Here is a 12,865-nt window from a genome sequence, read left to right as displayed (position 1 = left end):
CCGAAGTTACCTGCTGAGACCACCGTGCAGCGTCGGCACATCAAGTGCCGCAAAGCCGTAATGGCGCAGCCAGCGCAAGTCGCTGTCAAAGAAGGCGCGCAGATCGGGGATGCCATATTTCAGCATCGCGATCCGGTCGATCCCCATGCCAAAGGCAAAGCCCTGCCATTCTTCGGGGTCGATCCCGCCGGCTTGCAGAACCTTGGGGTGCACCATGCCGGAGCCGAGGATTTCGAGCCAGTCGTCGCCCTCGCCCACTTTCAGCGTGCCGCCCTCCCAGGAACAGCGGATGTCGACCTCTGCCGATGGCTCGGTGAAGGGGAAGTGCGAGGCGCGGAAACGCAGATCAACGCCGTCCACCTCGAAATAAGATTTCACAAACTCTTCCAGCACCCATTTCAGGTTGGCCATCGAGATGTCCTTGTCGATGGCAAGGCCCTCGACCTGATGGAACATCGGCGTGTGGGTCTGGTCGTAATCGGCACGGTATACGCCGCCGGGGCAGATGATGCGGGTCGGCGCGCCCGTCTTCTCCATCGACCGGATCTGCACAGGGCTCGTGTGGGTGCGCAGCACGTGCGGCGGGCGATTGTCGCCCTCGGCACGGTGCATGTAGAACGTGTCCATCTCGGCGCGCGCGGGGTGGTGGCCGGGGATGTTCAGGGCATCAAAGTTGTACCAGTCGGTGTCGATGCGCGGACCTTCGGCGACCGCAAACCCCATCTCTGCAAAAATGGCTGTGACTTCCTCACTCACCTGGCTGATCGGGTGGATCGTGCCTGCCGGGCGATGGCGTGTCGGCAGGGTGACATCCAGCCATTCACTGCGCAGGCGTTCATCAAGCGCAGCGTCGGCAAGGGCCGCCTTCTTGGCCGCAAGCGCGCTGTTGATCTCGTCCTTGAGCGCGTTGAGCGCAGGGCCTGCGACCTGGCGTTCCTCGGGTGTCATGCGACCCAGTTCGCGCATCTTCAGGGCCACTTCGCCCTTCTTGCCAACGGCGGCAAGACGGATCGCCTCAAGGGCGGCTTCATCACCGGCATCCGCAATTTGGGTCAGGTATTTCGCTTTGAGATCATCCATCGTGTCGGCTCCGCTCCCGCTCTGAGGCGGAGTAGTCTTTCAACAACTGCAGCGCAAGTCATCACCCGCTTTTCAACCTGTGGTGTACGTGTGCGTATGCAAATCGGTTTCAGTTTCTCAAAAAAGGCCAATACCGTATATTGACACTATTGAGAATTGATCCGCGATATGTTTGTGTTTGCCCTACGGATTGATGGTCAGGCCCGCACAACTGCCACATGTGTGGGAGAATTTATTGGAATTGGCCCAAGACTGTCATCCGGTCGACTGCATTGACTGGTCTGGGGGACAGCGCAATGGCAAAACTTACGATGAATACACCGGGGCGGGATGCCCCCGGCAAGCAGAATTTGTTGCACCAAAACGCGATGGAATTCGAAATGGGCTTTGGCCGGAGGCGCAGCGGTCTTTCTGGTCATGTTCACGGGTCTGGTCGTCACCACGACGCTTCTGGTGACGCAATCCAACCAGTCCGAGGCAGCAGCCCTTGCCACGGCCCGCGGGCTTGAAGAACCGACCTTGCCTGCACTCGACAACACTGTCGCACGTCAGGATGTCAGCCTGCTTCAGTCCGACAGCGTTGCCGAAACGCCTGGCCTTGCGACGCCTGTTGAACCAGTGCAATCCGAGGTCACCCCCGAAACGCCGAAACCGGCATCCATCGAAGTGGCCGCAGCCACGTTTGCGCCACTCGGTCTGGGTGCTGACCACCGCTACCGGGTGCCAAGCTGTGTCGACTACCTTGATACGCTGGTCAAAATCACCACTGTCAACTTCCCCTTGGGCAGCGACAAACCCGCCGATGCGGACATGATACGTGCACGCAATATCGCGACCGCTGTTGAAACCTGCGAAGAAGTCAAAGTCATCGTTGAAGGTCATTCGGACCGCCGTGGCGATGAACAACTGAACATGGAACTGAGCTGGCTGCGCGCACAGTCCGTCATCGATCAGCTTCAGCGCGAAGGCTTCGACATATCGGCCATGCAGCCGCGCGGGTTCGGGGCAAAACGCCCGATCAACCTGTCGGGCACAATATCGGGTGAAGCCGTCAACCGCCGTGTCCAGTTCACCCTTGCGCCACGGCGCGCCTCATCAACCGTGCGCGTCAGCGGGAACTGATTCCGCTGACGCGACGCGATCCGCCGTCTGACTAACATCCGCCCATTGGTTTCCGCGTGAATCGCGCGGCTAATCTGCATTCCAAGCCGGACGGAAGCGCCCGCCGTTTGATCACGCGCCGATAATTCACAAAAAGATGTGAGTTATACACAACAAATTGCGCTCTAGCGCTTTGAGCTTACAAGATGTGGTGCTAATTTCTCAAATAGAATCCGTTTGCAAGGTAAGTTATGGCGCCGACAATGTACTCGCATCGACTGAAATCGGTGCTGCAACAAACAGTTCGTGAATTGGGGCTCACCGTTGTCCTAGATGATCATCGCAGTGAAATGTCGTTGGCAGATTACGAAGCGATGATTGCCGAAACCACGCAATTGCTGGGCATCAGTGTGGATGTGCAGCGCGCGGGCGATCGGACCACAATCACATTTTACAAATAGAGATTTCGGGACAGTCAAAGGGGTAGGCATATGTTCAATCGTGCAGAGCGTCAGCAAAAGTCTATTGCGCAATTGCGCGCCAAGGGACTGACACTTGCGCAGGCCAACAGTTTTGCCAGCAAACAGCGCAGTGGCGCGCGGCCCGTCGTCTTGCTGGTGGCTTTGGCCGGTGTGACGTTGATGGGCGCTGGCGGGTATGCCGCGTACCAAGGCACTCCGGGTGCTGAACAGATGGCCGCTCTGACTGATGTGGGTGCCGCAGAAGTCGCTGCCACTCCGACAGTCGGTCCTCAGGTTTCCCCAGCAGAAGTGGTCGCGCCAGCAGCGCCTGATCCAAGCCCGGTCTTCGTCTTTGCTACGCCCGATACGCCACCTGCGCAATTTGACTGGCGCGAGGCGTCGTTGTTGGCGTCAGGCGCCATGGTCGATGAAATCGAACCGGCGGAACCACAAGTCGCGGCCCCCGACTGTGTCGATGATCTGCGCGCCATGGCGTCGGAAACGGTGCTGTTCTTTGGGATCGGCGCAACGCAACCGGTCGAGATGGATGTCGATGCCCTTCTGCGCATGGATGAAGCGGCGGCAGACTGCCCAGCCGCAAAGATTGTCGTGGCGGGCCATTCGGATCTCGTCAGGAACACCGGCGCTTAACCTGGAACTGAGCTGGCAGCGTGCGGATGCCACAATGGAATTGATGCGCGCCGTGGGCATTGATGTGTCCCGCTTTGAGCCGATTGGTTTTGGCGCGCGCCTGCCGCTGGCGCAGGGTTCGGCGGAAGACGATGATTTGAACCGGCGTGTGGAATTCGATGTGCGCCGCCTGGATGTGGAATAGGAGAAATGGATATGTTCACTGTTTTGTTTTTTCTGGGTGCCACTCTGATCGCAGGGGCATTGGGCTTTATCTTCGGTCAGCGTTGGTCAGCGCCGGAAGCCGAAGAACAGACAGAATTGCTCGGAGCGGAAATCGTGCGCCTGCGCCGTCGCGCGCATGCCGCCGAACGCGATGCCGCACAGAACAAGGCAATTGCCGCGCGCAAATTGCGCCGCATACGCATCGCCCGCTAGAGCGAAAACAAATTCAAATGGAATCTGAGGCCGGTCGCGGCCTCAGTTTTTGCTGATTGTCGGAACCAATTCTGCGGACAGATCCTGCAGTACGTCCAAAAGACTTTCGACATCAACGGTTTCAGGGTTCACTTCATCCGTCGAGAAGTAGCGCAGGAAAATATCGCGCGTCCGGTCGTTCATTCCCTGATGCAGGCCCATCGACCATTTCGGGAACAGGCGTTCGCGCACATCAACACAGCTGAGCAGGATGATGTTGCTGTGGCGCGGATCGCGCGCAATGCGGTGATACAAGGCCGATACTTCGACCCGGCCGCCTTCGATCACCTGCAGGAAATGGTCACCGTTGAAATACAGCAGGCCTGTCAGAAACTGGCGGTTGTTGTTGCGTTGGCAAACACTGATCAGGTCGTCCACGTCCAGTTTTTCAGAAGGGTTTCTCTGACTGTAATACGTCAATCTGGTTAATTTCACGGTGCTATCTTTCTCGGTTCTTTCTCAAAAATCTAATTCAATGATTTACCCCGAAGCAAGCCGAATGCGAAGCAGGATTCGGCGAATCGGGGCGACATTCGACCACAGGTAGACAATTGAATTCGCTACTGCGCTTGCATGTGCGCCTGACCGAACGGTTTTCAATCCAATACATCAAAAACGCTTGGATCGACCGAAGAGAAAAAAAGGCCCCGAATCCAGTTGGATACGAGGCCTGTTTTTGGTTTTCGTATGCTGGCGTCAGGCGCTCAGCTTGGCCTTGGCCTGATCCACGATGGCAGCAAATGCCTCGGGCTCATTCACGGCCAGATCGGCCAGAACCTTGCGGTCCACTTCGATGCCGGCAAGCGACAGGCCGTTGATGAAACGGCTGTATGTCAGCGCTTCGTCATGGGCGCGTACGGCGGCGTTGATCCGCTGAATCCACAACGCGCGGAAGCTGCGCTTGCGATTGTGGCGGTCACGGGTTGCGTACTGGTTCGCCTTGTCGACGGCCTGACGGGCAACTTTGAAGGTGCTTTTGCGGCGGCCATAGTAGCCTTTGGCGGCCTTGATGACCTTCTTGTGACGGGCGTGGGCGACTGTTCCACCTTTGGTACGGGACATATGTCTATCCTCCTATCAGCGGTCGTAGGGCATAAAGCCCTTGACGATTTTGGCGTCGGGGGCCGACAGGGTCGTGGTGCCACGGGCGTCACGAATGAATTTGCGGGTGCGTTTGATCATGCCGTGGCGTTTGCCGGCCTGACCTGCCAGGACCTTACCGGTCGCTGTCACCTTAAAGCGCTTCTTGGCGCTCGACTTGGTCTTCATCTTGGGCATTTCCGTCTCCATAGTTCGAGTTCGGTAACCGCGCGACTCGGCATGCCACATTGGCCGGACGCGCATTGCGAAGCCGCCAGATAGGATGATGATGGCGCAAGTGCAAGCCATTTCTGCATGCCTGGCCCAAGCACGGTGGCGACTGCTACCGCCCTCCTGCAATCGGTCAGCGTACTAGGGTCAGGAAACGAATGGCGCGATCACGCGCACGAACACATCCGGGATTTCCTGCAAGGTATATCCACCGGGCTGAGTCTGGATTGCCAACAGGATCAAACCCCCCGCAATCAGGATCGTAATCGCAGAGGCGCGCGGGGCGCGTCCATCAGACACCGCCGACAGGATCGACGGAATTGAAAACGCGGCAATCAGAATGCCCAGCACCAAATACATATCCGGCGTCACGTGCCCACCTCAACTTTACCCGCGGGAAAGTTACTCTGGATCAGTCGCGAAAATCAAACGTTCATCGCAGGGCGCAACGCGCAAAATATTGGTTGTTCCCGTGACGTTGAACGGCACACCCGCTGTCACGACGATCTGGTCTTCGGATGTGGCGAAACCACCTTCCAGCGCAGCCTTGGCCGCGCTGACCACGGCCCCCTTGAACCGCTCCATCGTCGGCGTCACCACGCAATTGCAACCCCAGCTCAGCGCCAGTCGCCGCGCTGTGCCCGTCAGTGGCGTAAGCGCGATGATTGGCACACGGGGGCGTTCACGCGACACGAGCAGGGCCGTTGTCCCGCTTTGAGTAAAACAGCAGATCGCTTTGATATTGGTCGTTTCGGCAATTTCACGGGCGGCGGCCACGATACCATCGGCGACCGAGGCACGGTTGGCACTGCGGCTGCTTTCGATGATCTGGGTGTAGGTCGGGTCCTGTTCGACCTCGGCGGCCACGTGATCCATCGTTGTCACGGCCTCAATAGGATAAGAGCCTGCCGCACTTTCCGCACTCAACATCACGGCATCTGCACCCTCGTAAATGGCGGTGGCGACATCGCTGACTTCGGCGCGCGTCGGCATCGGGCTTTCGATCATGCTTTCCAGCATCTGGGTGGCAACGATCACCGGCTTGGCCGCATGGCGACATTTGCGCACCAGACGTTTCTGGATCGGGGGCACGTTCTGCACGGGCAGTTCAACACCCAGATCGCCACGGGCGACCATGATCCCGTCACTTGCGGCCAGAATGGCGTCAAACCGTTCCACGGCGTTGGGCTTTTCGATCTTGGACAGGATGGCAGCACGCCCCTTGACCAGCGCGCGGGCCTCTTCGACATCGGCGGGGCGTTGCACGAAACTCAGCGCCATCCAGTCGACGCCCAGCTTGGCGGTGAATTCCAGATCGGCGCGGTCTTTCTCGGACAAGGCCGCCAGCGGCAGTTCCACATCCGGCACGTTCACGCCCTTGCGGTTGGAAATCACACCGCCCGCAATCACCACACAATTGGCAAAATCGGGACCGCAGTCTTCGACCTTCAGACGGATCTTGCCATCGTTGACCAGCAGCGACTTACCCGGCTCAAGGGCCGCAAAAATCTCGGGATGTGGCAAGCATACGCGGCTGCTGTCCCCATCTGCGGTATCCAGATCAAGGCGGAACTTGGCCCCTTCTTCCAGCATCTCGCTGTCCCCGGCAAAGACGCCAACGCGCAGCTTTGGGCCCTGCAAATCCGCAAGGATCGCGATGGACGAGCCGGTGTCCTTTTCAACCTGCCGGATAATGGCGTGCTTCTTGGCAATCTCTTCGTGACTGCCATGGGACATATTAAGGCGAAACACATCTGCGCCTGCCTCGTGCAGCGCCCTGATCATCTCGTAGTCGTCTGACGCCGGGCCGAGTGTGGCCACGATCTTTACGTTGCGCATGCGTTTCATGGTCCAAAGCCTTTTTGTGGTACCGCTAACAGGCGCGGTTATTGCTCAATTCACATTCCGAAGCAACTGGCCTAAACGTGGCCGGGAAATGGTGAAACCTCTATGACATACTCCCCCTTTTCTATCCATGGTCCAGACCGGCAGGGTCCGTGGGTGGTGACATGTGACCACGCAACCAACACGGTGCCCGATTTTATCGCAGGTGGCGCGCTTGGGTTGCCAGATACCGAGATGGAGCGTCACATCGCCTATGATGTCGGCGCTCTGGGGGTCGCCCTCGCACTGGGTGCAATTCTGGATGCGCCAGTGATCTGTTCCAACTTCTCGCGGCTGGTGATTGATCCGAACCGCGGGCTGGATGATCCGACGCTGATCATGCAGCTTTATGACGGAACGATCATCCCGGGTAACCGGCACATCACCGACGCGGAACGGCAAGAGCGAGATCGACCGGCTTTACCAGCCCTATCACACCGCGCTGGCGGGCCTGACCGCGCGCCCCGGCATCGCCATCGTTTCAGTGCACAGTTTCACGCCCAGACTCAACGGTCACGGGCCTCGACCCTGGGAGGTCGGCGTGTTGTCAGCAGCTGACCGCCGCTTTGCCGATCCGCTGATCGGGCGGCTGCAACCGGACCTCGACACCCCTGTGGGTGACAACGAACCGTACGGCGGCCACCTGCCCGGCGACGCCATCGACAAACACGCCCTGCAACATGGACGGCCCAATGCGCTTTTGGAACTGCGGCACGACCTGATCCGCGAACCCGCACAGCAACGCCAATGGGGCACATGGCTTGCCCCCTATCTTGAAGCGGCGCGTAAGGATGCCAATCTTTGATCCATCTTCATCTCGCCGGATAAACTCCGGGGTCCGGGGCAGCGCCCCGGTCACCAGCACCAAAAGAGGCACGCACATATGGACCCGCAAACCCAGATCGAACTCGAAGCCGCCGCCTTTCGCCGCCTGCGCAAGCACCTGATGGAGGATCGCACGGACGTTCAGAACATCGACATGATGAACCTGACCGGGTTTTGCCGGAACTGTCTCGGCCGCTGGTACCAGGAAGCTGCCGCTGAAAAAGGGATCGAGATGACCAAGGATGAGGGGCGTGAAGCCTTCTACGGTATGACGATGGACGCATGGAAGGCCAACTATCAGACCGATGCGTCAGACGCGAAAAAGGCGGCCTTCGAGACCGCCTTTGAAGAGAATGTAGGCACGAAAGACTAGGGCGTCAGACGGCGGCCTTGCGGCTTTCGTCCAGATAAATCTCGCGCAGGCGCGGGGCCACGCGGCCCGGCGTCCCGTCGCCCAGGGGAACACCATCAATTTCAACGACGGGCATCACGAATGTGCTGGCCGAGGTGATAAAGGCCTCATCCGCCGCGCGCGCCTCTTCGATGGTAAAGTTACGCTCTTCGACTTCCATCTGCGCCTCACGGGCAAAGCGCAGAACGGCGGCGCGGGTGATGCCGTGCAGGATGTCGTTGGATTTCTCCCGCGTGATGATCTTGTTGCCTTTGACGATATAAGCGTTGTTGGACGTGCCTTCGGTCACGAACCCATCCTGCACCATCCACGCATCGTCCGCGCCCGCTTTCTTGGCCATCATCTTGCCCATCGACGGATAGAGCAGCTGCACTGTCTTGATGTCGCGCCGTCCCCAGCGAATGTCATCGATGCTGATCACCTTCATACCCTTTTTCGCCGCAGGATTGTCCGCCAGACCGGGCTTGTTCTGCGTGAACAGAACAATGGTCTGGGGCGTCGTTTCGGGATCAGGAAAGGCAAAGTCGCGATCATCGGGCGCGCCGCGCGTGATCTGAAGGTAAATCATCCCCTCTTCGATCCCGTTCAGGCGCACAAGTTTGCGGTGTACCTCCAACAGGTCGTCCTTGGTGATGGGCGATGCCATGTCCAACTCGTCGAGCGAGCGTTGCAGACGCACCGCATGACCATCGAAATCGATCAGCTTGCCGTCCAGAACGGACGTCACCTCATAAACCCCGTCGGCCATCAGGAATCCGCGATCAAAGATCGACACTTTCGCCTCGGTCTCAGGCAGGTAGTCACCGTTCACGTAAACTGTGCGCATCGTCATCCCCAAAGCTCTGCGCGGGGTGGGTGCACCCCGGCGTCATCAAATATCAAAGCGGTGTCGCGGTCTTCGGCCAATAGCAACGGCCCGTCAAGGTCCACAACGCGCGCGCCCTGCGCCACCAGTGTCGCAGGGGCCATAGCAAGTGACGATCCAACCATGCACCCCACCATGACGTCGTAGCCTTCGGCGCGGGCCGCATCCCGCAGGGCCAACGCCTCTGTCAGACCGCCAGTCTTGTCGAGCTTGATATTGACCACGTCATACTTGCCTTTCAACGCGGGCAGACTGGCCCGGTCATGGCAGGATCTCGTCGGCACAGACAGGCACAGGCCGCGACATTCCGATCAGGGCCTCATCTTCACCCGCAGGCAGGGGTTGCTCCACAAGGTCCACCCCAAGACGCACAAGATGGGGGGCAAGATCAGCGTACACATCTGCGGACCAGCCCTCGTTCGCATCAATGATGATACGGGATTGGGGCGCGCCTTTGCGAACAGCTTCAAGGCGCGGCATGTCATCCGGCGTGCCCAGCTTGATCTTGAGCAACGGGCGATGGCTGTGATGTTCCGCCTGCGCCTGCATCGCCTCGGCCGTGTCCAAAGACAGCGTATAGGCCGTGATTTCCGGGCCCGGAGTGGCCAGACCGGCGAGATTCCATGCCCGCTTGCCCGCCTGCTTGGCCTCAATATCCCAAAGGGCACAGTCCACCGCATTGCGCGCCGCCCCGGCGGGCAACAGATCATACAGATCCTGCCGCGTGAACTCACTTGGCAAGCCTTCGATCTCCGCAGTCACGGACTCCAGCGTTTCACCGTAGCGCGCATAGGGCACACATTCGCCCCAGCCACGATGCGCGCCATCGGTGATGGTCACACTCAACACCTGCGCCTCGGTCCGCGACCCGCGCGAGATGGTGAACACCTTGGCGAGCCGAAACACGTCGCGACTTACGTCAATGCGCATCGCGCTCTCCCCGAAACCGGGGCTCCACCCACTCGCAAGCGAAACGCACCGGGAAAGGCCGATTTTTCATCCGCACCCTCACGACGCGACAAGGGCATCCACCAACTTGGCAGCACCAAAGCGGTAAGGGTCCGTGGCGGGCAGGCCCATGCGATCTTCGATCTCGGTCAGGCACGCCTTGGCAGCGGCCTCGTCCAGCGCCTTGGTGTTGACCGACACGCCGGTGATCTGACAAGCCGGATTCGCCAAGCGCGCCAAGGGCAGCGCGGTGTCCCGCAGCGTTTCAAGTGTGGGCAATCCGAAATGCGGCAGGCCCCGCATATGGGTCCGGGTCGGTTCGTGGCACAGCACCAGCGCATCGGGTTGTCCACCGTGGATCAGCGCCATGGTGACACCGGAATAGGACACATGGAACAGGCTGCCCTGCCCCTCGATATGATCCCAGTGATCGGCATCATTGTCCGGGGTCAGATATTCAACCGCACCGGCCATGAAGTCGGCGATCACCGCGTCCAGCGGTACGCCACGCCCCGTGATCAGAATGCCGGTCTGGCCCGTGGCGCGAAAATCAGACTTCATTCCGCGCGCCTGCATTTCGGCGTCCATCGACATGGCGGTATACATCTTGCCGCAGGAACAGTCCGTGCCGATTGCCAGAACACGCTTGCCCGACCGCTTGATGCCATTTGCAATCGGGTATGCGACCGTGGGGACGCGCACGTCGTGCAACGTGCCACCATTGACCTTAGCGGCAGACTGCAATTCGTTTTCGTCACGCAGCAGATTGTGCAGACCAGCGGCAAGGTCATAGCCCATCTTCAGCGCCTCGACCAAAACCACCTTCCACTCGGCGGAAATGACACCACCACGGTTGGCCACGCCGATCACCAGCGTTTTCGCACCTGCGGCAAGTCCCTCTTCAAGCGTCATGTCGGTCAGCCCCATATCCGCACCACATCCGGGCAGGCGGAACTGGCCCACAGCGTTTTCGGGGCGCCAGTCGGTGATCCCCTGGGCCACTTTCGCGGCCAACTGGTCCGGAGCATCACCGAGAAACAAGAGATAGGGTGTCTGAATCATCTGAGGTCTTTCTGTTCACATTTGTCGCGCCAAAATGGCGCATTTGCCCGGCGGGCGCATCGCAAAATCGGCACTCCAGAGCAAATCTGGGACCTATTGATGCGCCTATCGGCTCCATATCGTGCCGCTCGCGTCATTTCGATGCATAAGGGCGGTGATGCTGCACCTGCACAATCCGGCTTGTGAAGGTGATTGAAATTTAATAACTGACGAAGCAAATCACACGCAACAATCTTACCGAAAGGGCGCATGATGTCGTTCCGCCTGCAACCCACCCCTCCGGCCCGCCCCAACCGCTGTCAGCTATTCGGCCCCGGATCGCGCCCCGCCATCTTCGAAAAAATGGCGGCTTCTGCGGCGGACGTCATCAACCTGGACCTTGAGGATTCGGTGGCCCCGTCTGACAAGGACAGCGCGCGCGCCAACATCATTCAGGCCACCCACGACATCGACTGGGGGACCAAAACCCTGTCCGTGCGCATCAACGGCCTCGACACCCCGTACTGGTACCGTGACGTGGTCGATCTGCTGGAACAGGCCAGCGACCGCCTTGACCAGATCATGATCCCGAAAGTTGGCAATGCCGCCGACATCTACGCGGTCGACGCACTTGTGTCCTCGATCGAGGCCGCCAAGGGCCGCAGCAAGCCCATCGAGTTCGAGGTGATCATCGAATCCGCCGCAGGTATAGCCCATGTCGAAGAGATCGCCGCCGCCTCGCCCCGCCTTGCCGCGATGAGCCTTGGGGCCGCCGATTTCGCCGCGTCCATGGGCATGGCCACGACCGGGATCGGGGGCACGCAGGAAAACTACTACATGCTGCATGAGGGTCAGAAACACTGGTCCGATCCGTGGCACTGGGCGCAGGCCGCAATCGTGGCCGCCTGTCGCACGCAAGGGGTCCTGCCCGTTGATGGACCATTCGGCGACTTTTCGGATGACGACGGTTTCCGTGCACAGGCGCGGCGTTCGGCCACTCTGGGCATGGTCGGCAAATGGGCGATCCACCCTAAACAGGTGGCCATCGCGAACGAAGTCTTCACCCCATCGGTCGAGGCCGTTGCAGAAGCCCGCGAAATCCTTGCAGCGATGGAAGAGGCCAAGGCGAAGGGCGAAGGCGCGACTGTCTACAAGGGGCGTCTCGTGGACATCGCATCGATCAAACAGGCCGAAGTCATCGTACGCCAATCCGAGATGATCGCAGGCTGAGTGGACAGCGGGCGCCGCCTTACTTTACGAAGGCCAAACCTTGCGCCCGTCCACGCCCGTTTCCTCGATCAGCCCGCGCCGCTTGGCCTCGAAATAATACCCGCGTGCGTACCACATCACTGCCGCATCCATGTCTCCATCCGACACCAGCCACGCCCCACGCAAGTACCGCGTCGCATAGCGCAGGTTGGTTTCCGCATCGAGCAGATCGCGCGGTTCACCGCGAAAACCCATACTGCGCGCAGTCGCGGGCAGGATCTGCATCAGACCGTAATAGGGGCCATTGCGGGCCTCTGGGCGATGCGTGCTTTCCCGAATGACAACACGCTGCACAAGGGCGACGGGAATGTCATTCTCTGCCGCCGCTGCCTCGATCTGCGCGCGCAATTGCGGGGTTTCGTTGGGATATAGCGGGACGGCAGGCGCAGTCATGGGCGGTTCGCTGGTGGAACAGGCGGCAAGTGCCAACAGGGCGACGGTCATCAGAATGCGGATCATGCGCGCATCGTTATCAACAGTGCGCTGTGCGCGCCATGCACACAGACGTGATTGGGCAACTCTCTGCGCACATGTTTCCCTGTGGACCTGACATAGACCGGA

The 12,865-nt window shown here is 59.6% G+C and carries 16 protein-coding genes and 2 pseudogenes; 8 read left to right on the top strand and 10 right to left on the bottom strand.

Annotated elements, in window-relative coordinates:
• Positions 1–6 precede the first annotated feature (6 nt).
• The gene (gene pheS / locus ACERZ8_RS07810) at positions 7–1,080 is read right to left on the bottom strand and encodes a phenylalanine--tRNA ligase subunit alpha (RefSeq protein WP_407591682.1); all 1,074 of its coding nucleotides are present in this window, start codon (positions 1,078–1,080) and stop codon (positions 7–9) included.
• Positions 1,081–1,467: 387 nt separating this feature from the next.
• Here pheS and ACERZ8_RS07805 point away from each other — a divergent pair, with 387 nt between their 5' ends.
• The 5 genes from ACERZ8_RS07805 to ACERZ8_RS07785 all read left to right on the top strand — a co-directional run bounded on the left by ACERZ8_RS07805 (position 1,468) and on the right by ACERZ8_RS07785 (position 3,710).
• Positions 1,468–2,202: an OmpA family protein gene (locus ACERZ8_RS07805; protein ID WP_407591681.1), complete on the top strand. Its 735-nt coding sequence runs from the start codon at positions 1,468–1,470 to the stop codon at positions 2,200–2,202.
• Between the two features lie 230 nt (positions 2,203–2,432).
• Positions 2,433–2,642, top strand: a complete 210-nt coding sequence (locus tag ACERZ8_RS07800) for a hypothetical protein (protein ID WP_407591680.1) — start codon at positions 2,433–2,435, stop codon at positions 2,640–2,642.
• A 30-nt stretch (positions 2,643–2,672) separates the two neighbouring features.
• Positions 2,673–3,293, top strand: a complete 621-nt coding sequence (locus ACERZ8_RS07795) for a hypothetical protein (RefSeq protein ID WP_407591679.1) — start codon at positions 2,673–2,675, stop codon at positions 3,291–3,293.
• A 34-nt stretch (positions 3,294–3,327) separates the two neighbouring features.
• Complete coding sequence (locus tag ACERZ8_RS07790) at positions 3,328–3,477, top strand: OmpA family protein (protein WP_407591678.1); 150 nt, start codon at positions 3,328–3,330, stop codon at positions 3,475–3,477.
• 11 nt (positions 3,478–3,488) lie between these two features.
• A complete protein-coding gene (locus tag ACERZ8_RS07785) occupies positions 3,489–3,710 on the top strand; it encodes a hypothetical protein (protein ID WP_407591677.1) in 222 nt (73 codons plus the stop codon).
• Positions 3,711–3,752: 42 nt separating this feature from the next.
• On the opposite strand, the gene ACERZ8_RS07780 is transcribed toward ACERZ8_RS07785, so the two are convergent.
• The 5 genes from ACERZ8_RS07780 to pyk all read right to left on the bottom strand — a co-directional run bounded on the left by ACERZ8_RS07780 (position 3,753) and on the right by pyk (position 6,908).
• On the bottom strand, positions 3,753–4,184 hold the full coding sequence (locus ACERZ8_RS07780; RefSeq protein ID WP_407591676.1) for a BLUF domain-containing protein: 432 nt from the start codon (positions 4,182–4,184) through the stop codon (positions 3,753–3,755).
• Between the two features lie 261 nt (positions 4,185–4,445).
• The gene (rplT, locus tag ACERZ8_RS07775; protein ID WP_407591675.1) at positions 4,446–4,811 is read right to left on the bottom strand and encodes a 50S ribosomal protein L20; all 366 of its coding nucleotides are present in this window, start codon (positions 4,809–4,811) and stop codon (positions 4,446–4,448) included.
• A gap of 15 nt (positions 4,812–4,826) precedes the next feature.
• Positions 4,827–5,027 carry a 50S ribosomal protein L35 gene (gene rpmI, locus ACERZ8_RS07770; RefSeq protein ID WP_014873788.1) on the bottom strand — a complete coding sequence of 67 codons (201 nt, stop codon included), beginning with the start codon at positions 5,025–5,027 and terminating at the stop codon, positions 4,827–4,829.
• A gap of 180 nt (positions 5,028–5,207) precedes the next feature.
• Entirely contained in the window at positions 5,208–5,432 is a 225-nt protein-coding gene (locus ACERZ8_RS07765) for a hypothetical protein (RefSeq protein ID WP_407591674.1), read from the bottom strand.
• Positions 5,433–5,462: 30 nt separating this feature from the next.
• Positions 5,463–6,908 carry a pyruvate kinase gene (pyk, locus tag ACERZ8_RS07760; RefSeq protein WP_407591673.1) on the bottom strand — a complete coding sequence of 482 codons (1,446 nt, stop codon included), beginning with the start codon at positions 6,906–6,908 and terminating at the stop codon, positions 5,463–5,465.
• Between the two features lie 102 nt (positions 6,909–7,010).
• Between pyk and ACERZ8_RS07755 the strand changes: the two are divergent.
• A pseudogene (locus tag ACERZ8_RS07755) lies at positions 7,011–7,749 on the top strand (N-formylglutamate amidohydrolase).
• A 78-nt stretch (positions 7,750–7,827) separates the two neighbouring features.
• Positions 7,828–8,142, top strand: coding sequence for a DUF1244 domain-containing protein (locus ACERZ8_RS07750; protein ID WP_407591672.1), 315 nt, complete (start codon positions 7,828–7,830; stop codon positions 8,140–8,142).
• Positions 8,143–8,146: 4 nt separating this feature from the next.
• On the opposite strand, the gene ACERZ8_RS07745 is transcribed toward ACERZ8_RS07750, so the two are convergent.
• The 3 genes and pseudogenes from ACERZ8_RS07745 to dgcN form a co-directional block, all read right to left on the bottom strand.
• Complete coding sequence (locus ACERZ8_RS07745; protein ID WP_407591671.1) at positions 8,147–9,007, bottom strand: D-amino-acid transaminase; 861 nt, start codon at positions 9,005–9,007, stop codon at positions 8,147–8,149.
• A gap of 2 nt (positions 9,008–9,009) precedes the next feature.
• Positions 9,010–9,976: pseudogene (gene dgcA / locus ACERZ8_RS07740) on the bottom strand (N-acetyl-D-Glu racemase DgcA).
• A 78-nt stretch (positions 9,977–10,054) separates the two neighbouring features.
• Positions 10,055–11,056, bottom strand: a complete 1,002-nt coding sequence (dgcN, locus tag ACERZ8_RS07735; RefSeq protein ID WP_407591670.1) for an N-acetyltransferase DgcN — start codon at positions 11,054–11,056, stop codon at positions 10,055–10,057.
• A 252-nt stretch (positions 11,057–11,308) separates the two neighbouring features.
• On the opposite strand from dgcN, the gene ACERZ8_RS07730 reads away from it, so the two are divergent.
• Positions 11,309–12,265, top strand: a complete 957-nt coding sequence (locus ACERZ8_RS07730; RefSeq protein WP_407594208.1) for an L-malyl-CoA/beta-methylmalyl-CoA lyase — start codon at positions 11,309–11,311, stop codon at positions 12,263–12,265.
• A 24-nt stretch (positions 12,266–12,289) separates the two neighbouring features.
• Here ACERZ8_RS07730 and ACERZ8_RS07725 read toward each other — a convergent pair whose 3' ends face one another.
• Complete coding sequence (locus ACERZ8_RS07725; RefSeq protein ID WP_407591669.1) at positions 12,290–12,763, bottom strand: transglycosylase SLT domain-containing protein; 474 nt, start codon at positions 12,761–12,763, stop codon at positions 12,290–12,292.
• Between the last annotated feature and the right edge of the window lie 102 nt (positions 12,764–12,865).

Source organism: Tateyamaria armeniaca, from assembly GCF_045797845.1.
Classification (GTDB): Bacteria; Pseudomonadota; Alphaproteobacteria; order Rhodobacterales; family Rhodobacteraceae; genus Tateyamaria; species Tateyamaria armeniaca.
The sequence above is the reverse complement of the archived record's forward strand: the minus strand, read 5'-3'. Positions and strand labels throughout refer to the sequence as shown.